18 protein-coding genes are annotated in these 20,462 nt (G+C 38.9%); 10 read left to right on the plus strand and 8 right to left on the minus strand.

Translation table 11 applies throughout. The features are described from left to right. Positions 1-2: 2 nt before the first annotated feature. Genes HQN86_RS00100 through HQN86_RS00120 form a run of 5 tightly spaced genes read right to left on the minus strand, consistent with a single transcriptional unit; the run spans position 3 to position 3,499 of the window. Positions 3-854: a YitT family protein gene (locus tag HQN86_RS00100; protein ID WP_246269346.1), complete on the minus strand. Its 852-nt coding sequence runs from the start codon at positions 852-854 to the stop codon at positions 3-5. A gap of 14 nt (positions 855-868) precedes the next feature. Continuing rightward, positions 869-1,594 (minus strand): tRNA pseudouridine(55) synthase TruB, encoded by a 726-nt coding sequence (truB, locus tag HQN86_RS00105; protein WP_172659027.1) that lies wholly within the window; start codon positions 1,592-1,594, stop codon positions 869-871. Beyond that, a complete protein-coding gene (locus HQN86_RS00110; protein ID WP_172659028.1) occupies positions 1,594-2,388 on the minus strand; it encodes an undecaprenyl-diphosphate phosphatase in 795 nt (264 codons plus the stop codon). The genes truB and HQN86_RS00110 overlap by 1 nt, the downstream gene beginning before the upstream one ends. Before the next feature lie 8 nt (positions 2,389-2,396). Further along, positions 2,397-2,621: a DUF3098 domain-containing protein gene (locus tag HQN86_RS00115; RefSeq protein WP_048906395.1), complete on the minus strand. Its 225-nt coding sequence runs from the start codon at positions 2,619-2,621 to the stop codon at positions 2,397-2,399. Further along, a complete protein-coding gene (locus HQN86_RS00120) occupies positions 2,621-3,499 on the minus strand; it encodes a cell division protein FtsX (protein ID WP_172659029.1) in 879 nt (292 codons plus the stop codon). The genes HQN86_RS00115 and HQN86_RS00120 overlap by 1 nt, the downstream gene beginning before the upstream one ends. A 244-nt stretch (positions 3,500-3,743) precedes the next feature. Between HQN86_RS00120 and HQN86_RS00125 the strand changes: the two genes are divergently transcribed. Together HQN86_RS00125 and leuS are read left to right on the plus strand one after the other, a co-directional pair. Then, positions 3,744-5,006, plus strand: coding sequence for a chloride channel protein (locus HQN86_RS00125; RefSeq protein WP_172659030.1), 1,263 nt, complete (start codon positions 3,744-3,746; stop codon positions 5,004-5,006). Between the two features lie 63 nt (positions 5,007-5,069). Continuing rightward, on the plus strand, positions 5,070-7,868 hold the full coding sequence (gene leuS / locus HQN86_RS00130; protein ID WP_172659031.1) for a leucine--tRNA ligase: 2,799 nt from the start codon (positions 5,070-5,072) through the stop codon (positions 7,866-7,868). A 73-nt stretch (positions 7,869-7,941) separates the two neighbouring features. Here the strand turns inward: leuS and HQN86_RS00135 are convergent, their stop codons facing one another. Further along, positions 7,942-8,421 (minus strand): Lrp/AsnC family transcriptional regulator, encoded by a 480-nt coding sequence (locus HQN86_RS00135; protein WP_172659032.1) that lies wholly within the window; start codon positions 8,419-8,421, stop codon positions 7,942-7,944. A 240-nt stretch (positions 8,422-8,661) separates the two neighbouring features. Here HQN86_RS00135 and HQN86_RS00140 point away from each other — a divergent pair, with 240 nt between their 5' ends. From HQN86_RS00140 to HQN86_RS00165, 6 genes are all read left to right on the plus strand, one after another. Then, positions 8,662-9,522 (plus strand): sigma-70 family RNA polymerase sigma factor, encoded by an 861-nt coding sequence (locus HQN86_RS00140; protein ID WP_172659033.1) that lies wholly within the window; start codon positions 8,662-8,664, stop codon positions 9,520-9,522. A 6-nt stretch (positions 9,523-9,528) separates the two neighbouring features. Beyond that, the gene (locus HQN86_RS00145; protein WP_246269348.1) at positions 9,529-10,482 is read left to right on the plus strand and encodes an NAD-dependent epimerase/dehydratase family protein; all 954 of its coding nucleotides are present in this window, start codon (positions 9,529-9,531) and stop codon (positions 10,480-10,482) included. A 332-nt stretch (positions 10,483-10,814) separates the two neighbouring features. Further along, the gene (locus HQN86_RS00150) at positions 10,815-12,719 is read left to right on the plus strand and encodes a hybrid sensor histidine kinase/response regulator (RefSeq protein ID WP_172659035.1); all 1,905 of its coding nucleotides are present in this window, start codon (positions 10,815-10,817) and stop codon (positions 12,717-12,719) included. 68 nt (positions 12,720-12,787) lie between these two features. Then, positions 12,788-13,723 carry an NADP-dependent oxidoreductase gene (locus HQN86_RS00155; RefSeq protein ID WP_172659036.1) on the plus strand — a complete coding sequence of 312 codons (936 nt, stop codon included), beginning with the start codon at positions 12,788-12,790 and terminating at the stop codon, positions 13,721-13,723. A gap of 121 nt (positions 13,724-13,844) precedes the next feature. Then, positions 13,845-15,062, plus strand: coding sequence for a TlpA disulfide reductase family protein (locus HQN86_RS00160; RefSeq protein WP_172659037.1), 1,218 nt, complete (start codon positions 13,845-13,847; stop codon positions 15,060-15,062). Between the two features lie 110 nt (positions 15,063-15,172). Continuing rightward, positions 15,173-16,735: an alpha-L-fucosidase gene (locus HQN86_RS00165; protein ID WP_172659038.1), complete on the plus strand. Its 1,563-nt coding sequence runs from the start codon at positions 15,173-15,175 to the stop codon at positions 16,733-16,735. Here the strand turns inward: HQN86_RS00165 and HQN86_RS00170 are convergent. Beyond that, positions 16,732-17,427: a FadR/GntR family transcriptional regulator gene (locus HQN86_RS00170; protein ID WP_172659039.1), complete on the minus strand. Its 696-nt coding sequence runs from the start codon at positions 17,425-17,427 to the stop codon at positions 16,732-16,734. The two genes, HQN86_RS00165 and HQN86_RS00170, sit on opposite strands and share 4 nt — an antisense overlap. After that, positions 17,427-18,956, minus strand: a complete 1,530-nt coding sequence (locus HQN86_RS00175) for a glycoside hydrolase family 43 protein (RefSeq protein ID WP_172659040.1) — start codon at positions 18,954-18,956, stop codon at positions 17,427-17,429. Before HQN86_RS00175 ends, HQN86_RS00170 begins: the two co-directional genes overlap by 1 nt. A gap of 72 nt (positions 18,957-19,028) precedes the next feature. Between HQN86_RS00175 and HQN86_RS00180 the strand changes: the two genes are divergently transcribed. Together HQN86_RS00180 and HQN86_RS00185 are read left to right on the plus strand one after the other, a co-directional pair. After that, complete coding sequence (locus HQN86_RS00180; RefSeq protein ID WP_172659041.1) at positions 19,029-19,268, plus strand: hypothetical protein; 240 nt, start codon at positions 19,029-19,031, stop codon at positions 19,266-19,268. 118 nt (positions 19,269-19,386) lie between these two features. Next, positions 19,387-20,454: a GlxA family transcriptional regulator gene (locus tag HQN86_RS00185; protein ID WP_172659042.1), complete on the plus strand. Its 1,068-nt coding sequence runs from the start codon at positions 19,387-19,389 to the stop codon at positions 20,452-20,454. Positions 20,455-20,462 lie beyond the last annotated feature (8 nt).

Consider the following 20,462-nt stretch of genomic DNA (forward strand, 5'->3'; position numbering starts at 1 on the left):
AATTAATGTAAAGCCTGGCGTTTTACTACGCCACCCTTTATGTCGGCAATTTGTTGCTGAATCACAAACGCATCCGGATCGATCTGTCTTATTGCAGTTTGCAACTTGCTCATTTCAAGTTTGGTAACCACAGTATAAAGTATGTCTATATCCTTTTTTTCTCCGTATCCTCCTTCGCCTTTATAAATTGTTACCCCCCGTTTCATTTGGTTGATAATGAATTTTTTAATGCGGTCGTTTTTTTCTGAGATCACGGTAACACCGGTATACTGCTCAATACCATTTACAATATAGTCAACCGTGTTCGATGCAGATAAATAAGTTAGGATAGCGTACAATGCCTTATCTATACCTAAAAATATTGCAGCGATTGCGAAGATGATGATATTTAAAATCAGAATGATATTACCTACAGTTAGGGTACTCTTTTTACTGATGTATAGGGCCAATACCTCTGTGCCATCAATTACACAGCCGCCACGCATGGCCAATCCAATCCCGCCTCCCAAAAACAGACCTCCAAAAAAAGCAATCAGCAGGGGATCATGAGTAATCGGTTTAAACGGGGCTGCAATAAGTAAAATAGCGAGTAATGATATTGCAACAGATGTTTTAATGGCAAATACTTTCCCGATTTGCCTATATCCCAAAATAACAAAGGGAATGTTAATAATGATGATCAGATAGGAAAGGTTGAGTTTAGTAATGTTGCTAACTAGCAGCGATATACCAGTTACTCCGCCATCTATAAATCCGCTAGGCAGCAAAAAGCTTTTCAATCCAAAACAAGCCGAAACAATGCCACATATTATTAAAAATATGTTTTTGGCGATGTTAAGTTTTTTGGATTTCATCTGTCCACGCATAGCTATTCTTTTTTAAGTCTAAGATAGCTAACTAAATCTGCTACCTCAAAAGCATTTTCAAGTAAAAAGTTTCCGCTACGTGTGCGGGTAAGTTTTGACAGGTATGCGCCATTGTTAAGCTGCTTACCGAAATCAGAAATCAATGACCTGATGTAGGTTCCTTTACTGCAAACAATTCTGAAATCAATTTCGGGAAGTGCTATTCTGGTAATTTCAAACGCAGAAACGGTCACATTACGTAAACGCAATTCAGTTTCTTCGCCTCTTCTTGCTTTCACATAAAGACGTTCTCCATTTACTTTTACAGCAGAGTGTGCAGGTGGGTATTGTTGTATATCGCCAATAAATGGAGCCGTAGCGGCATAAATGGCTTCTTCTGTTATTCCATCTAAAGGAAATTCCTGATCAGCAACAGTTTCCAGATCAAAGGATGGGGTAGTAGCACCTAAAACCATAGTGCCGGTATACTCTTTCTCTTCGGCCTGAAAAGTATCAATTTGTTTAGTCAGTTTCCCTGTGCAAAGTATCAATAAACCTGTAGCCAGCGGATCTAAAGTGCCGGCATGGCCAACTTTTAATTTCAAAGGTTTTAATGAGTTGCGGATTTTCCCAACTACATCAAAACTTGTCCATTTGTATGGTTTATTGATGAGTAATAGCTCACCTTCGGCAAAATTAAAATCAGGAAATGTTTTTGTTACTATCGGTTCTTCTTTATCCTCACTCATTACAATACGTTCATTTCAACTCCCGAAAAATATAGTACAAGAAGCAGAACACCTATAATAATTCTATACCAGCCAAAAATCCGAAACCCATGTTTAGATAAAAATCCGATGAATGATTTTATTGCAATTATCGCTACAATGAATGCAATAACATTTCCGAAAAGCAACAGTTTAACGTTTTCAGCATTCAGTAATTCATATCCTTTCAAAAGCTTGTAGCCGGTAGCAGCGCACATAGTAGGTACAGCAAGGAAAAAAGAAAACTCTGCTGCAGCATGTCTTGTTAATTTTTGCTGCATACCTCCAATTATTGTTGCCGCACTTCTGCTTAGACCCGGAAATGCAACAGCAAGCACCTGAAAACATCCAATTTTAAAAGCAGTCAGGTTACTGATCTCGCTTTCGTGATTGACAGTCTGATTTTTGAATAGCTTATCAATAAACAACAATACAATACCACCAAGCAGCAATACCACTGCAATAAATATAGGATTGCCTAAAGTGTTGTCTATAAAGTCGTTTAATAAGAACCCAAAAAATAAAGCGGGGATAACCGCAATGATTAGTTTAATATAGAACTGCCATTTACTGAAATCAAAAAACTTTTTCCAGTAAAGTACCACTACGGCTAAGATTGCGCCTAGTTGTATGGCTACTTCAAAAAGCTTTACAAATTCATCTTTCCCAATTCCCATAAAGGAACTGGCAATAACCATGTGGCCGGTTGATGAAACCGGCAAAAACTCCGTTAGCCCTTCTATTATAGCTAGGATAAGGGCCTGTAAATAATTCATGTGCTAACCTATTTTTTTAATATGGCATAAACTCCAAAACCGAAACCGGCTAATACCACCATAGGGGCAAGCAATGTTTTTCTGAAGTCGTATATATCTGTTGTGCCTATCATTAAAATGAAGCCGAATACAACAATAGCTATGCTAATAAGCAATAACTGATAGTTCTTTTTTGTGAAAACTAATTCTGATTTTGAATCCTGATGTACAGGAGTAGATTTTTTTTCTATCATTATCTGTAAAGGTCGTAAATTTTTAAACGTAAATATTTGCTAACGGCAAATGAGGTACTTATAGCAGTAATAAAAATACCTACCCCCACAAGGCCAAGTAAAACAATACCAAATTCAGTATAATTTCTAAGAATTACAATTTCCGGGATCTCTCTCTGCGCATAATATAATATGCCTAGTAAGATCAGGATGGCAATAAATGCCGCAATTAATCCGTGTAAAGCAGCTAATAAAATAAAAGGTCTGCGGATAAAGCTTCTTGTAGCCCCAACCAGTTGCATACTTTTAATCAAAAAACGCTGAGAATAAATGGCAAGTCTTATTGTATTGTTGATCAATGCAACAGATATAATTAACAAAATAGCAGCAAAGCCCAGAATAATTAATCCTATGGTATTGATGTTTTTATTTACCATATCAATTAATGAGCTCTGGTAAATGACTTCTTTAACCACAGGGTTTTTAGCTATACTTGCCTTTAATGTGTCGATACTTTTGTTGTTTGCGTAATTTGCTTTTAAGTATACATCAACTGTTGACAGTAAAGGGTTGTAACCAAGAAAATTAACAAAATCTTCGCCAAGGTCGTTAGTTAAGTTTCTGGCTGCCATTTCCTTATTTACATATTGAGTGGTCTTAATAGCCGGATTGGCATTAAGTTCCTTTTGAAACTGCAACACATCTGTTTCTTTGGCGCCTTCATCTACAATTATGTTTAGCACAATATTTTCCTTCACGTAATTGGAAAGGTTTTTTGCGTGTACCAATATCAAGCCCAACATGCCCAGCATTAATAAAACCAATGCAATACTGAAGATTGTAGAAATATAAATGGTTTTTGTCTTCTTAGAAGCATCGCTCACTTCAAATTCTTCCATGTATTTGTCTTTATGTTTTGCGAAAATAAAAAATATAAGCAACTAATTTAAATTATATGCCTTTTATACTTCAAAACTTCAAAAACTTATAACGGAATTTGTGTTTAAATAGTGTTGAGTTTACGTTGGTTCTACACTTGTTCGAGGATGAGTCCACCGTTCCTTAAGAAAAACGTGGACTCACTGTGGACTCAACGTGGACCTACCCCTAAGAATTTTAAATGTATTATATTTGACTTGCATTATGATTGATAAGAAATTCATCTATAAATTAGGCAAGTGGTTGCTAATAATCATTTTACTTAGTTTCGTGGCAGGCACAATGTCAGCAATATTTTTAACATCATTAGATCTGGCAACAAATTTTAGAACCAAACATCCGTATATTCTTTACTTACTGCCTTTAGGAGGGTTGGCAATTGGTTTGATTTACCATTATGCGGGTAAAAGTGTTGAACGGGGTAATAACCTTGTTTTTGATACCATCCATAACCCTAAGGATATTATTCCATTCAGGATGGCTCCTCTGGTGCTCATCGGTACTGTTGCCACACATTTTTTTGGCGGTTCTGCAGGTAGGGAGGGCACAGCTTTGCAGATGTCGGCTGCTGCGGCAGATCAGTTTCATAAAATTTTTCATTTGAGCAAGCAAGAGCGGATAGTGCTTCTTATTGCAGGTCTAAGTGCTGGTTTTGCCTCAGTTTTTGGAACCCCAATTGCCGGGGCCATTTTTGGTGTTGAGGTGTTGTTACTAGGCAAAATTCCGTACAAATCAGTTATACCTGCACTTGCAACAGCTTTTTTAGCGGCTTATGTTACCAGTTTATGGGGAGTGGGGCATACCCATTATCATATCGATTCAATTCCCCGGCTTTCTTTAACAGGAATTGCCTACAGCGCTATTGCAGGGGTGTTTTTCAGCATCGCTGCGGTAATATTTGTAAAATTGACCCATCAATTATCTCTGATATTTAAAAATATTAAATACGCACCTATGCGCCCTTTTGCAGGGGGCTTATTGGTTATTGCTATTGTTTCGTTGTTAGGTTCTTATAAATACCTTGGTTTAGGTATACCCACCATAGTTGAGTCTTTTTTGCAAAGTTCAAAACCTCAGGACTTTGCTTTAAAAATACTCTTAACAGCAGTTACGCTTGGTGCAGGCTTTAAAGGTGGCGAGGTTACTCCGCTCTTTTTTATTGGCGCAACGCTAGGCAGTGCACTTTCATTCTGGCTGCCTTTGCCTGTTGGGCTCCTGGCAGGTATGGGTTTTGCAGCTGTTTTTGCCGGTGCTGCAAAAACTCCGCTGGCTTGCTGTGCAATGGCGATGGAACTTTTTGGAATTTCCTGTGGCATTTATGTTGTTGTGGCCTGTGTGGTTGCATACCTTATTTCAGGAGCGCACAGCATCTATAATGCCTCCGAAAACAAAGCGCCAAAGCACTTTTTGTTCGGTAAATTTTCGCTTACAGATGTACATCGCCGAAGGCAAATAAAAACTTCTTAGCCAAACTTTTCTGTAACCACCTTAATTTCTTTATTTTCGCGGGATATAAAGGAATTAGCAGTAATGGATTACCAATTTAAAGAAATAGAACAGAAGTGGCAAAAGTTCTGGGCTCAAAATCAAACGTTTAAAGCAGAAAAAGATACAACAAAACCTAAGTTTTACGTTCTCGATATGTTTCCTTACCCATCAGGGGCAGGCTTACACGTGGGTCATCCACTCGGTTACATCGCTTCCGATATATTTGCCAGGTATAAAAGATTAAAAGGATTTAACGTATTGCATCCAATGGGATATGATTCTTTTGGGTTGCCGGCAGAGCAATATGCTATACAAACCGGTCAGCACCCGGCTTTAACTACCGAAACGAATATCAATACCTACAGAGCGCAATTGGATAAAATTGGTTTTTCTTTTGATTGGAGCAGAGAAGTACGTACCAGCGATCCGGGATATTATAAATGGACTCAATGGATCTTTATGCAATTGTTTAATTCCTGGTATAACCTGGAAACAGACAGAGCTGAAGATATCACTACGTTAATTGAGAAATTTAATGCTTCGGGCAGTGCCGATGTGAAAGCGGTTTGCGATGAAGAGGTTAAATCTTTCCTGCCTAGTGACTGGGCAACTATGACCAGCGAAGAGAAGCAGGAAGAATTATTAAAATATCGCCTTACTTATTTAAGAGAAAGTACTGTAAACTGGTGCCCTGCATTGGGAACTGTGCTTGCTAATGATGAGGTGAAAGACGGATATTCTGAACGAGGCGGATACCCGGTAGAGCAAAAGAAAATGATGCAGTGGAGTATGCGTATTTCTGCATATGCGGAGCGTTTACTGCAAGGCTTAAATACAATTGACTGGCCAGAGCCGGTTAAAGAGATGCAACGTAACTGGATTGGAAAAAGCGTTGGGGCAAGTGTTAAATTTGCTATAGAAAATGCTCCTGAAGGTATTGCAGACTATATAGAAGTTTTTACCACACGTGTGGATACAATATTTGGTGTGTCTTATTTGGTTTTAGCGCCAGAACATGAACTTGTTACTGCATTAACTACAGCAGCACAACTGGATGATATTAATGCTTACATCGCTAAAACAAAAAAGAAATCAGAGCTGGATCGAATGGCCGATACAAAAACCGTATCAGGCGCTTTTACAGGTAGCTATGTGATTAATCCGGTAAGTGGGGAACGAATCCAACTTTGGATTGCAGATTATGTACTTGCTGGTTATGGAACCGGTGCCGTAATGGGCGTGCCTAGTGGCGATCAGCGCGACTGGCTTTTTGCTACTCATTTTAATTTGCCTATTGTACAGATTCTTGATGCACAAAAAGATATCGAGCATCAGGCAGATGCCACCAAAGAGGGTAAATACATCAATTCTGGTTTTATAAACGGAATGAATTATACTGAGGCTACCCAAACTTTAAATGCCTGGTTAGAGGAAAAAGAAGTAGGGAAAGCCAAGATAAATTACCGAATGCGCGATGCTATTTTTGGCAGACAACGCTATTGGGGCGAACCAATTCCTGTTTACTTCAAAAATGGTCTGCCATATTTGATTAAAGAAGAGGAACTGCCGTTAATGCTTCCTGAAATTGATAAATACCTTCCAACTGAAACAGGCGAGCCACCATTGGGCCGTGCAGAAGATTGGAGCTATGATGATCAGTACGAATATGAGTTGAGTACTATGCCGGGATGGGCTGGGTCTAGCTGGTATTGGTATCGTTATATGGATGCTAAAAATGATTCAGACTTTGCATCTAAAGAAGCAATTGCTTACTGGAAAGATGTTGATTTATATATTGGTGGTGCTGAGCACGCAACCGGCCATTTATTATACAGCCGTTTCTGGAATAAATTCTTAAAGGATTTAGGATATGTGCAGGAAGAGGAGCCTTTTAAGAAACTGATTAACCAGGGGATGATACAAGGTAGAAGTAACTTTGTATACCGCGTGGTTGATGATGAAGGCCGTGGTACCAATACTTTGGTTTCTCATGGTTTAAAGAAGGATTACAAAACCTCTGCTTTGCATGTTGATGTAAATATTGTAGAGAATGAGATTCTGAATATTGAGAAATTTAAGTTGTTTAGACCTGAGTTTGCTGATGCAGAGTTTATCCTTGAGAATGGAAAATACATCTGCGGAGTGGAAGTAGAGAAAATGTCTAAATCCAAATTTAATGTGGTAAACCCCGATGTGCTGATCGAAAGCTACGGGGCAGATACCTTAAGGATGTACGAGATGTTCCTTGGACCATTGGAGCAAAGCAAGCCATGGAATACTAATGGTATAGAAGGTGTGTTTAAGTTCTTACGTAAATTCTGGCGTCTATTCCATAACGAGGCATGGCAGTTTAATGTTAGTGATTCTGTGCCAACAAAAGCAGAATTGAAAGCTTTGCACAAGATCATTAAAAAGGTTCAGGATGATATTGACCGTTTCTCGTTCAATACTTCTGTGTCGAGCTTTATGATTGCCGTTAATGAGCTTACAGATTTAAAATGCAAGAACCGCCAGGTACTTGAAGATTTGGTTGTTGTACTTGCTTCTTATGCACCGCACATTTGTGAAGAACTATGGGCTTTATTAGGTCACGATGCAGGAAGTTTGTCTTATGCTAAGTATCCTGAGTTTAACCCTGCGTATATGGTAGAGGACGAGTTCAGTTATCCAATCTCGGTTAATGGTAAAACCCGTTTAAACATGAACTTGAGCCTTGCATTAGAGCCTAAAGAGATTGAAGAAACTGTTTTAGCTGATGAACACGTGCAGAAATACCTTGAGGGTAAAGCACCTAAAAAGGTAATTGTAGTAAAAGGGCGGATTGTAAATATTGTGATTTAGAGTAATACGACGCCCTTCTTAGTTCTAATGTGGCTATCATCATTCTGCTGCCTTCGTCATCTCGACGAAGGCTTTATATTCGGTCTTTTAACGGATAGGCCAATTCTCTTTTCGCTTCATTAACCACAAAACAGCTCTGTAACGAACCTACATTTTTAAGCTTTGCCAGTTTCTCTACAATTAGCTTATTGTAACCTGCCATATCACTTACCACAATTTTTAACAGGAAATCAAAAGCCCCTGTTGTATGGTAGCATTCTAATACTTCGGGAAAACGGATTACTTCGTTTTGAAACGCAATAAGTGCTTCGCCGCTATGGTCGTTTAACTGAACCTGAGTAAAGGATATCCAAAGTTCATCGAATTTGTTGCGGTCTATTAGTGTGACACTTCCGGTAATATATCCAAGATCTTTAAGCCGACTCACACGCTCAAACATAGTGCTGCTCCCCTTATGTAATTTAAGGGCTAATTCTTTATTAGTAAGCCTTGCGTCCTTTTGCAGCAGGCGAAGAATATCCAGATCGGTCTGATCTAAGATGGTTGTATTCATATAACCACGACAGCTTTATATACGTTTAGATGTGATACAAATAAAGAACATTCAGCTCATATTAACAAATGGAAGACAACAAAATTTGGGGATTACTTACAGTTTTTTTTAAGGGCAAAATTTAATTCTGATGATAAGGGCGCGTTATGAATAATTTGCGGATAAATCCAATATCCAAGGTTATAACAAATCAACTTTAGAACTTTAGCCCATGCAACCGCAGGCTGCAATGTGCTAAGCATGAGAGAAATCAAGATAGAGAAATCCTTTACTAAACGAGACCATGATTCCCTTCGCAGGTATCTGAATGATATTGCGGGGTATCCATTGTTGAGTGCAGAAGAGGAAGTAATGCTGGCACGTAAGATTCAGGCAGGAGATCTTTCAGCATTGCAAAGGCTTGTAAATTCGAATCTTCGATTTGTTGTTTCGGTAGCAAAAAAATACGAAGGACAGGGCTTGCCTCTTGCTGATCTTATTTCGGAAGGTAATGCTGGTTTGGTTAAAGCTGCCGAACGGTTTGATGAGAGCCGGGGGTTTAAGTTTATCTCTTTTGCGGTATGGTGGATCCGCCAGTCTATGATGATGGCCATTGGTACTTACAAGCGTATGATCAGACTTCCGATGAACCAGGTTAATGATATACAGGAATTGTGGCGATCGGAAATGGAGATGGAGCAGAAACTAGAACGGTTGCCTACCGACGAGGAACTTTCTGAATATACCGGAATAGCACTTGATAAATTAAAAGCCTATCAATACAGTCCGGGCCATGCAGTTTCTTTGGATACCGCAGGTGATGACGAAGAGAAACCTGGTTTGCTGGTGTTTCTTGAGGATACTACTATAGATGCGCCAGATACAGTACTGCAATCTCAGGATCTAAAGTACAGCCTCAGGAAATTGTTAAATCAACTGCCAGACAGACAGCGCAGAATAATCCAGCTCAGTTTTGGACTGCAAGGTAACGAAGCAATGCACCTTGAAGACATTGCTGATCTTTTTGACCTTAGTAAAGAAAGTGTTAGAAAGATCAAATATCAAGCGTTACATAACCTTGGTAAGGAGGAGGGAGCAAAACGCCTCAGACAATATTTATAAATGAACATGAAACAGAAAGAATATATACTAATCATTGGTGCCCTTGGACAAATTGGAAGGGAGCTAACCGATGAACTACGAGAGAGATACGGAAAGGAAAATGTATTAGCTGCGGACATCAGACCCAAAGAAGATGTTTCTTTTGAGAAACAGCCTTATATACAATTAAATGTGATGGATAAGGAGGCACTTGAAAGCCTTATCGCTGAAAATAAGTTTACGCAGATCTATCATTTGGCAGCAATGCTTTCGGCAAGCGGAGAGCGTAATCCTCAGGCGGCCTGGACCCTGAATATGGAAAGCTTATTAAGTATTCTGGACTTATCTGTTAAATATAAAGTAGGAAAAGTTTTCTGGCCGAGCAGCATAGCTGTATTTGGCCCTGATTCTGCAAAACAAAATTGCCCTCAGCAGGGCGTTACTGAGCCAAGTACAATTTATGGTATCAGTAAGGCTGCCGGAGAGTATTGGTGCAAGTATTATTTTGAAAAACATGGACTTGATGTGCGCAGTGTGCGCTATCCGGGGCTTATTAGTTATACAGGTGCGCCGGGAGGTGGAACAACTGATTACGCTGTAGATATTTTTCACAGCGCAGTTAAGGGCGAAAAGTATACCTGCTTTTTGAAAGAAGATACGGCTTTGCCAATGATGTATATGCATGATGCAATACGTGCAACATTGGAGCTTATGGATGCTCCTTCGGAGTCTTTGTCTGTACGTACGGCTTATAACCTGAGTGCTCTGAGCTTTACTCCAAAAGAAATTTATGAACAAATAGCTAAAGAGGTGCCTGGATTTGAGATCTCGTACGTTCCTGATTTCCGTCAACAGATTGCCGACAGCTGGCCTCAAAGCATTGACGATAGTGTAGCGAGTAAAGATTGGGGTTGGAAACCTGCATTTGATTTGCAAAAAATGGTGAAAGATATGCTTAGTAATATTGAAGTATATCCATAAAGAAAATACAATTAGAAGTAATTGGTAAATTTAGGTTCAAAAGCAGGCAGTATCCGGATGGAGCGCCTGCTTTTTTTATGACTTTAAAAATGTTAATTTGTTTATAACATTTGCTAGAAGCTGGGATAAGATTCGTTAAATTAGATTATAAAATAATTCAAGTCTGTTTTGACAAAAAAGTCCTGTGAGTGGGTGATCCGCGAAGGGCAGGCACAGCATACACAGAAGGTACAAAAGCCAGCTTCTTAAAGCCGGCTTTTGTGTTTATAAAACTTTGGCGGGCAAATTGCAATATGGTTCAATAAAAAACTGTTATTTGCTGGCCGCTAACAATGCAAGAATCAATAGAAGAAAAGATTTATCTTTTTCAAATGTTACTCGACAACGTTCCTGTTGTCATTTTCAGAATAAATAAAGAAGGCATATTTACGCGCTCGGTAGGCCTGGGTTTAAAGCTGTTTGGAGTTAAAGACAATGAGTCTGTAGGAAAAAATATCTTTGAATTATACCCGGCTGTTGGCACCCGGATGCGTCGTGCATTGGCAGGCGAATCGCTTAAATTTATCACTGACATGGAAATTAAAGGGAGAGTTATACTCCTTGATGTTACACTTCGCCCGGATCCATTTGATTTGGGAGGTGTCATCGGTTCCATTTTAGACATCACTCAGCAAAATGATGTGGAGCAGGAACTAAGAAAGGCTAAGATAAAATTGGGGCAGACAGTTGAGTTGCTAAATACCGGAGAAGAAATAAGTAAGACGGGGGGGTGGGAGTACGATATAGAAGCAGACCTGGTTTACAGAACAAAAAACATGAAGCTATTACTGGGGATTAATGAGGAAACAACTTCCCTAAATGATGCTGCAATTTTGTATGAAGACAATGGTGCAGAGTTAATTAGGGAGGGAATGAAAAATGCCATTGAAAATCAGTTGCCATATAATATTGAACTTATACCTAAGGGTACGCAGAAGTGTTTTAGGAGCATTGGTATTCCAATAGTTGAGAATGGTAAAACAATAAGAGTTGTTGGAGCTGTAACAGATATCACCGAAATAAAACAGGCAGAACGAGAGCTTCTGATGGCAAAACAAGTAGCCGAAAATGCGGCTCTGGCTAAACAACAGTTCCTCTCTAACATGAGCCATGAGATAAGAACCCCAATGAACGCGGTAATAGGTATGACCAATTTGCTATTGCAGGAAAACCCAAAGCCCGATCAGATAGATAGTTTAAAGATTTTAAAGTTCTCTAGTGAGAATCTTTTGGACCTGATAAATGATGTTTTGGATTATAGTAAAATAGAATCCGGAAAAATTTCATTTGAGCAGATTGACTTTAACCTAATAGAGCTGGTAAATAATGTTAAAGAAACGCATTGTTTGGCAGCAAAAGAAAAGGGGCTAAAGTTTAAAGTAAAGGTAGACTCAGATTTGCCAACTATGATAATTGGCGATCCAACAAGACTAACCCAGATATTGAATAACCTGGTAAGCAATGCCATTAAATTTACAAGTTCGGGTTCTGTTATTATTGATTTATCATTGAACAGGGCAGTGGGTAATTTGGTGGATATAGATTTTGCGGTAACAGATACCGGAATTGGTATTGATGCAGATAAGAAAGATTATATTTTTGAGAGTTTTACCCAGGCAAGTTCCGATACAAACAGAGTTTTTGGCGGAACAGGCTTAGGCCTTGCAATAACAAAAAAGATAATAGAGTTGCTTAGTGGAAGTATTTCTGTTAAGAGTACTGTTGGCATGGGAGCTAGTTTTTTATTTAATCTGCAATTTAAGAAAAGCAAAAAGAAGGCAGGCGATATTTCTGTGCCTGGGGTAGTCTCTGATTTTTCGAGCCTTGCGGGTTATAAGATACTCTTGGTTGAGGATAACGAGATAAATGTAATTGTTGCCCGTAAGTTTATGCAAAAATGGGGGCTCCACATAGACTGCGCAGTAAATGGTACTGAAGCAGTTGAGAAGGTAATAGACAACCATTATGACCTTGTATTGATGGATTTGGAAATGCCAAAAATGGATGGATATGAGGCAACAAAAGTAATAAGGTCTATCGGCGATGATAAATTTAAGCAGCTTCCAATAATCGCTTTAACTGCATCTCTGCTCACAGAAATTAATAAACAGATTTTAGAAGCTGGCATTGACGATTATGTAGCAAAACCATTTAGTCCCACAGAGCTGCATTCTAAGATCAGACAATACCTGCATTGATTTTATGATCTCATAGGAACTCAAACCTACTCAATTTTTGTAATTTGCAATATAAATTGGTTCAGCAAATGAGAAGTATCATGTTAAAGGATTTTGGCAGTGTAGATAATTTGGTTTATACCGAGTTGCCAGTGCCATCAATAAACGATGGAGAAGTGCTTATACAAATAAAGGCCATTAGTATAAATCCGGTTGATGTTAAAACGCGCATAGGTAAAGGACGCGCCGCAAAGCTAAAAGACGAGAATCCTATTGTTCTGGGCTGGGATGTATCGGGGGTTGTTAGTTTATCTAAATCTTCATTGTTTAAAGAAGGCGATGAGGTATTTGGAATGATAAATTTCCCGGGACATGGGAAGGCCTATGCTGAGTATGCAGCTGCTCCTGCAAGTCATCTTGCTTTAAAGCCTGCTAATGTTACCCACGAAGAAGCTGCTGCGGCTACCTTAGCTGCCTTAACGGCATGGCAAGCGCTTGTTGATCATGCAAAAATAAAAAAGGGCGACCGTGTACTAATTCATGCGGCTGCGGGTGGGGTAGGAAACTATGCTGTGCAGATTGCAAAACATATTGGAGCTTATGTGATAGGAACTTCATCTGCTGCTAAAAGAGATTTTGTTTTAAGCCTGGGGGCTGATGAACATATTGATTATACAAGCCAGGCTTTTGAAGATGCTACAGGTAATATTGATTTTGTACTTGATGCAATTGGGGGCGAGAATATCGACAACTCTTTAAAAGTAATGAAAAAGGGAGGGACAATTATTAGCATTCCATCTGGACAAAATGATGCAGTAGCCGAAAAAGCTAAGGCACAGGGGATGATTGGTTATCCGATTATGGTACAATCCGATGGCGAGGAGATGAAAAAAATTGCCGCTTTATTGGAAAGTGGTGCCGTCAAATCTCATGTGTCGCAAGTATTTGATTTTGACCAGATGAAGGCAGCGCACCTCTCACTCGAAACCGGAAAAACTCAGGGAAAGATTGTTATTAAGGTTTAATACTCTAGTCTTTTTGTAGATTTTTTCTCTCATATGGCTGTTTTTTACTTTCGTATGAAATATTTTTACCCTCGTCAGTACCGATTCAGCTACCTTTGCATGGACTAAGAGTACTAGAAATATGGTAAGATATGCATTATTGGCTGTTCTAACGGCCTTTTCTCTATTCTGCAATGCGCAGATTAATTTGCAACAAGGAAAATGGAAAGCAGTATTGCATCGGGCAGATGGAAACGAAATACCTTTTGAACTAGGAATTCAAAAGCAAGGTAATACTACAATTTGCTATGTGGTAAATGATACTGAACGACTTAAAACAGAAATGACACGGATCTCTAAAGATTCGCTTTTAATAAAAATGCCCGTATTCGAGTCGTCGTTTAGGGTTAAAATTATCAATAAGGACAGTTTAAATGGTGTATGGATAAAGGGCGGATCTGTTAAAGATGTGGTTATGCCGTTCTCTGCCACCTCAAAAGCCAGCCGTTTTCCAAAAGGAAGTGCCGGTAAGGTATCTGTTAAAGGGAAATGGAAGATTGAGTTTACCAGGGCTGATCAGTCTGAGCGACTGGCAATTGGAGAGTTCACGCAAAATGGTCAGAAAGTAGGTGGTTCAGTGCTAACTCCTTCTGGCGATTACCGTTATCTTGATGGCACCATAATCGGTGATTCCCTAATGATCTCAACTTTTGATGGTATACACGCGCTTGTTTTCTCTGCTAAAATTAAGGGAGATAGCATTAAGGGTACACTGTATAGCGGTGCTACATCATTAGAAAAATGGACTGCCGTAAAGGACTCCAATGTTAAATTGGAAGCTCCAGTAACTGCGCTTAAGGAAGGAGAAAGTGGCCGACTGGATTTTAGTTTTAAAGACCTTGAAGGTAATGTGGTATCTATAAATGATAAAAGATTTAAAGATAAAGTGGTTGTTTTACAGCTAATGGGCTCCTGGTGCCCTAACTGTATGGACGAAATGGCTTTTTTAAGCGACTATTACCGCAAGAATAAAAACCGCGGTGTAGAGGTGATTGCACTAGCTTATGAATTAAGTACAGATGAGGCAAGGTCGAGAAAAAGCCTGCAAAAGTTTCAGCAACAGTTTAAGGTTGAATATCCAATGCTAATTACTGGCGTTACTGCCGGAGATCCTGAAAAAACAGAAAAGACTTTACCTCAGTTAACCGCCATTAAAGTTTTCCCTACAAGTATCATATTAGATAAAAACGGCTTGGTGAATCATATCAACACTTCATTTTATGGCCCTGGTACCGGCGAGTATTTTGTGCAGTATAAAAAGGAATTTGAAGAGGTTATGAATACTTTGCTAAGTAAATAGACTAAGCTGTTTTTTGACAAAATCACTTAATGTTTTGACAAAAAATTACACTATTGATAATGAAAATCAAGCTTTCTTTGAAGTTGATCATTATTCAATTTAATCAGATTATGAAGAAGAGGTATTATTTTAACAGGCTAAACTGGATTCTATTAATAGGACTTCAGTTGGTTGTTTGCGCGGGCTTACCAAACAGTAGTTCTGCTCAGATCTTTACCAATAAAAACTATGTTGAAATTAATCCTGGAGATACTGAAAAGGATATTGTAAAAAAAGCTGCTAATGTAGTTCCTGCCGCCCGGCAATTAAGGTGGCAGCAATTAGAATTAACTGCTTTTATACACTTCGGGATAAATACCTTTACCAATAAAGAATGGGGGGATGGATCTGAAGACCCTAAAATATTTAATCCGAAAGATCTGGACGCGAGGCAGTGGGTTAAGGTTTGTAAGGAAGCCGGTTTTAAGCAAATTATTTTAACAGCAAAACACCACGATGGTTTTTGTTTGTGGCCAAGTAAATACACAGAACATTCTGTGAAAAATAGTCCCTGGAAAGAAGGGAAAGGAGATGTTGTAAAGGAAACCGCTGATGCATGTAAGGAATTCGGTGTCGGATTTGGAATTTATCTGTCCCCATGGGATCGCAATTCGAAATATTTTGGTAGCATGGAATACAATAACTATTTCATTAACCAGCTTACGGAATTGTTAACTCAATATGGACAGATAGATGAAGTTTGGTTTGATGGTGCAAACGGCGAGGGCCCTTCCGGTAAAAAACAGGTTTATGAGTATAACAGATGGTATGAGTTGATTCGTAAACTGCAACCTAAGGCTACTATTGCGGTTTCAGGACCAGATGTAAGATGGGTAGGAACGGAAAGCGGCTATGGCAGGGAGACTGAATGGAGTGTTGTGCCTGGTGATGAACTAAAGACCGAAAAAATAGCTGAAAACTCGCAGCAGAAAGTTGAATTCGCACCGAGAGATATGATGGCAAATGACTTGGGCAGCAGATCAAAAATTGCAAAAGCAAAAAGTCTGGTATGGTACCCTGCAGAGATCGATGTTTCAATCCGTCCAGGATGGTTCTATCATACTACCGAAGACAAGGATGTTAAATCTCCGGAGAAATTAATGGATATCTATTACAGCTCGGTTGGAAGGAATGGCGTTTTGCTATTGAACATACCTCCAGATACCAGAGGCTTGATTAGTGATAGCGATATTAAGTCGTTGCAGGGTTTTAAGAAACAAAAGGACAATACATTTGCAGTAAACTTGCTGGCAGGTGCAGTAGTTAAAGGCAGTAATGCAAAAAAATCAAGTGTATTGTTTGATGGTAAAGATAATACAGTTTGGGCTACCAAACCTGGTGACAGTACGGTTGTTATTGATCTTAAATTATCAAAATCAAAGAAGTTTGATTTGTTGCTATTGCAGGAGAATTTGAGAATAGGACAGCGAGTAGAAAACTTTGTTTTAGAATATAAAGCAGGGGATGAGTGGAAGGAAGCTGCAAAAGGCACTACCATAGGTTATAAGCGCCTGTTGCGTTTTGCTCCTGTTACAGCTTCTGAAATAAGATTAAGGATTGTTTCATCGAGGTTAAATCCTGCTATTGCGGAAATAGGCCTTTATAAGCAGGCACCTAAAGAAGCAAGTAATTAAGATAATCTTAGAAAATGGTTTTCAAGATGATTGCGCATCGCATTTCTGAATAATTCAGGAGAACCGTTTTCCAGGATATCAACCAGCCCTTTGTGCGAAACAAACTTTCCATAAGTAGTTGGTTTCTTGAGCATGCCACTGTTGTTTACGTAGTCAAATATTGGGAGTAGCATTTTCTGAAATTTCTTCATGGTTTTGTTCCCCGTTATTTCATAAAGTTTTGAATGAAAGGCTATTTCATGATCAATTTCAAAAAGATAATCTTTGGCCATTGCCGGCTCATTTTCGACAATGGCTTTTAATTCTTTGATGTCCTTAGGTGTGATGTTTCGAAATAAGAAGTCGGCCATTCCAATTTCAAGTGTTAATCTTATCTCAAAGATTTCTTTTAAAGTTTCCTCGTCCAGAATATATGGGTTCATACTTTTGCTGAGTATGCCAAAAATATCAGGGCTTGTAATTACGGTGCCTTTTTTCTTTTTAGTGTCGATTAGGCCCATCATTCTTAATCGTAATAACGCTTCTCTTACAACAGTTCTGCTTACACCCAAAGAAGAGCAAAGCTCGAGCTCGGTAGGAATACTATCTCCAATTTTAAGTTGTTTCGCCTGAAGAAGCTCAACAAGTTTTGTCTCCACGCGATCTACCAGGGAGCTTGTATCAATTTTCCGGATGGAGTTAAGTAAGTCCATTATTTTTCTAAATAGTTAAGTTCAAAGGACGAGAATTGGGCATTTGCTGTAGAGGCTCCTTTGAAATTTAGGCCAGGTCGCGGACTTCTATCCCATTGGGGAAGAAAATCTATTGAATATGCTTTATCATCTACGGATAATTCTTTCCAGTCTTTCGATTTTTGTCTCCAGTATACACGACAGGTGAAGTCAGGTTTTACCAGCATTTTTAATTGAATAGGGGTTTCAGGATTGTCAATTGTAGCTGTATTTAAAACAGTTTCTTTATTATCCTTTACCATCCAGAACTGAACTTTATTGCCTACTACTCCAATGCCTGTTGCGGCATTTGCATCTCCATAAACTACCAGGCCTTTTAAAGCGTTGTTGCGATTCACAACGGTCGTGGTCATTTCGTAGTTCAAATGAGCGGGACGGATAGTTAGCGCAATACCAGCATTGTTTTCTTTTTTAATATTGCCTGATAAATAAAGGTTCCCTTTTTGTTGTGCTAATTTAGGTGTGGAGTTTCTGAAATCCCATTGCCAATCTACAGATGGATTTTGTGTAGAGAAATTAGCCTTGAAATTATTGGCTGACGGGTTACCTGGCGCAGGTGATAATTCTTTGAACTCTGGCCACTCATTTTTGCCTGACCAAGTTAGCTCTGCAAGCATACCTTGGCGTCCGGTGAAAACACTGCTGGCTTTATTATAAGCATGGTAAATGTAGTAGTATTTCCCATCAGGACTGTTTACAAAAGTGCCATGTCCGGAGCATTTCCACCATTCATTTTCATATAATAGTGGGTTTCTTGGATGGTTTTCATATGGTCCCTGAAAGGTTTTAGATCTGGCGACTCTAACATTATAATCGCATTTACTGCCACAGCAATTTCCAACAGAGTAGAACATGTAATAATAATCGTCTTTTTTAAGGAAGCTTTGTCCTTCAAGACCGATGCCCTTCTCGTCTTTCATCATTGTAAATGCATCGCCAATTAAGGATAGTCCATCGTTAGTCAGCTTACTGCCAAGTATTTCTATTGGCCTACCGTCTAAACCATAGGCTTTCCAGGTTATGTATAGCTGGCCTTTGTCGTTAAATACGAACGCATCTATAGCTTCTTTACCATACTCAATAATGATTCCGTGATCTTTGAAATCTTTATCAGGATATTTGGAAGTGGCCACTCCGATGCAAGAAACACCGTCTTTTTTACGTCGTGCCGTGTAATATATAAAATAGGTTTTATTGTGGTAATAATATTCTGGAGCCCAGAAAGAAGCATTTGCCCAATCAGGAGCTTGTTTGAAAACATAGCCTGTTTGTTTCCAGGTTTTTAAATTGGTGGATTTAAATATTGGAAAGTGTGGGCCCCACTCTGAGGAAGTACCGATGGAATAGTATTCATTGCCTTTTCGGATAATTGAGGGGTCGGCAAAATCTCCTGGGATAACTGCTGTTATTTCCTGGGCAAATAAAGGCTGTACAACTGCTGTAAATTGGATTACAGCAAAAAAAAGCAGGTATTTAAAAAGTAATCTCATAATGCAAGATAGAATTTTACCTTAATTTTTTAACGGTTTATTATGCGTACATTGTGAGTTAATTGAAAAATCATGGAAATTAAGGAGTTAACCGAGTCATTAGGGGCGGCAAAGACGAGTTTGGCAGATCAACAACGTAACTTGAAACAAGTTCAAAATCTCGTTAATGACCTGGGAAAGGAAACTCAGACATTTGAAATAAAACTCGAAATATCTGATCTGAAGAAAGATGTTAATAACCAAACAACTTTAATTGAAGAGAGAGAAAAAGAAATATCTGAACTTGAAGCAAGCATTGCGCTTCTAAAGTAAAACGATGGAGAAATTCATATTAACAGCCTATATCCATATCTGATATATAAATTTTTTTGTCCTAAATTGTATAAAATATGTCCTTTGAGACAAATATATTACCCTGTATATTTGTTATATGAATGACGATGAATCTGCTCTCATTAGGAATCAGTTAAAGAAAAAAGTGGTAATCGTACCGATGTCTGGTCGTACCTTACTCCATTTTTCGGGTCCTGTAGATGTTTTTACCAATGCAGACAAGTGTTTATACTTATCTGGTTCTAAACATGGTTATGATGTTGTAATCGCATCTCCAACCTTAAAGAAGCACATACCGACTTTAGCCGGGGCGGAACTGGTTTGCCAGCAGAGTGCCCTGGAAATTACAACACCTATCGACATTGTTATCGTAGCTGGAAATGACTTTCAAACTTTAGGAAAATCAGAATACGCTACTTTTTGTAATTGGCTATCGGCCATCAATGAAAAAAGTAACAGCAGGATTGGGTCAGTTTGCGGTGGTGCTTTTGTTTTAGCTGAAGCAGGATTGTTAAATGGAAAAAAAGCAACCACACACTGGCAGTTGAGTGATCGGTTAAAGAAAGAGTATCCACTTGTTGAGGTCAATACTAATCCATTTTATATGGGGGATGGGAGGATATATACTTCAGGAGGGGTCTCTTCAGGCATAGATCTCGCTCTTGCTTTAGTAGAGGAAGATCACGGCAAGGATATCGCTATTCAAGTAGCACGCAAATTGGTGTTTTACTTGTCGAGACCTGGTTTTCAGGCCCAGTTTGGCAACCTATTGCCAGCTTACGAAAGCACCAATATTGCACAGAAATTATATGGATGGCTTAATGAGAACCTGGCTCAGCCTTTAGATGTAGCGCGGATGGCCGAACATTTAAATATGAGCCCAAGGAACTTTACGAGGGTTTTTCATAAGCAAACAGGTTTGCCACCTGCCAAGTTCATAGAAAAACTAAGGGTGGAAATGGCCAGGAAATATTTGGAAGATACCGATGTTTCTATTGAAAGTATAGCTGAAAAATGCGGGCTTAATAATCTTGTCTCCATGAGGCGTACATTTCTGAGGCATTTAATGACTACACCATCCGATTATCGCCGCGCATTCAGGACATCACTTCAATCTCCTGGCATTAATGATAGTTCTCAATCGAATTTATATAGAACAAATTAATCATAACA

It is taken from the genome of Pedobacter panaciterrae, assembly GCF_013204795.1.
In the GTDB taxonomy this organism is placed as follows: domain Bacteria; phylum Bacteroidota; class Bacteroidia; order Sphingobacteriales; family Sphingobacteriaceae; genus Pedobacter; species Pedobacter panaciterrae.

Coding starts and splice junctions, on each gene's coding strand:
- HQN86_RS00100 (WP_246269346.1), bottom strand. CDS start 854: ATGAAATCCAAAAAACTTAACATCGCCAAAAACATATTTTTAATAATA.
- truB (WP_172659027.1), bottom strand. CDS start 1,594: ATGAGTGAGGATAAAGAAGAACCGATAGTAACAAAAACATTTCCTGAT.
- HQN86_RS00110 (WP_172659028.1), bottom strand. CDS start 2,388: ATGAATTATTTACAGGCCCTTATCCTAGCTATAATAGAAGGGCTAACG.
- HQN86_RS00115 (WP_048906395.1), bottom strand. CDS start 2,621: ATGATAGAAAAAAAATCTACTCCTGTACATCAGGATTCAAAATCAGAA.
- HQN86_RS00120 (WP_172659029.1), bottom strand. CDS start 3,499: ATGGAAGAATTTGAAGTGAGCGATGCTTCTAAGAAGACAAAAACCATT.
- HQN86_RS00125 (WP_172659030.1), top strand. CDS start 3,744: ATGATTGATAAGAAATTCATCTATAAATTAGGCAAGTGGTTGCTAATA.
- leuS (WP_172659031.1), top strand. CDS start 5,070: ATGGATTACCAATTTAAAGAAATAGAACAGAAGTGGCAAAAGTTCTGG.
- HQN86_RS00135 (WP_172659032.1), bottom strand. CDS start 8,421: ATGAATACAACCATCTTAGATCAGACCGATCTGGATATTCTTCGCCTG.
- HQN86_RS00140 (WP_172659033.1), top strand. CDS start 8,662: ATGAGAGAAATCAAGATAGAGAAATCCTTTACTAAACGAGACCATGAT.
- HQN86_RS00145 (WP_246269348.1), top strand. CDS start 9,529: ATGAAACAGAAAGAATATATACTAATCATTGGTGCCCTTGGACAAATT.
- HQN86_RS00150 (WP_172659035.1), top strand. CDS start 10,815: ATGCAAGAATCAATAGAAGAAAAGATTTATCTTTTTCAAATGTTACTC.
- HQN86_RS00155 (WP_172659036.1), top strand. CDS start 12,788: ATGAGAAGTATCATGTTAAAGGATTTTGGCAGTGTAGATAATTTGGTT.
- HQN86_RS00160 (WP_172659037.1), top strand. CDS start 13,845: ATGGTAAGATATGCATTATTGGCTGTTCTAACGGCCTTTTCTCTATTC.
- HQN86_RS00165 (WP_172659038.1), top strand. CDS start 15,173: ATGAAGAAGAGGTATTATTTTAACAGGCTAAACTGGATTCTATTAATA.
- HQN86_RS00170 (WP_172659039.1), bottom strand. CDS start 17,427: ATGGACTTACTTAACTCCATCCGGAAAATTGATACAAGCTCCCTGGTA.
- HQN86_RS00175 (WP_172659040.1), bottom strand. CDS start 18,956: ATGAGATTACTTTTTAAATACCTGCTTTTTTTTGCTGTAATCCAATTT.
- HQN86_RS00180 (WP_172659041.1), top strand. CDS start 19,029: ATGGAAATTAAGGAGTTAACCGAGTCATTAGGGGCGGCAAAGACGAGT.
- HQN86_RS00185 (WP_172659042.1), top strand. CDS start 19,387: ATGAATGACGATGAATCTGCTCTCATTAGGAATCAGTTAAAGAAAAAA.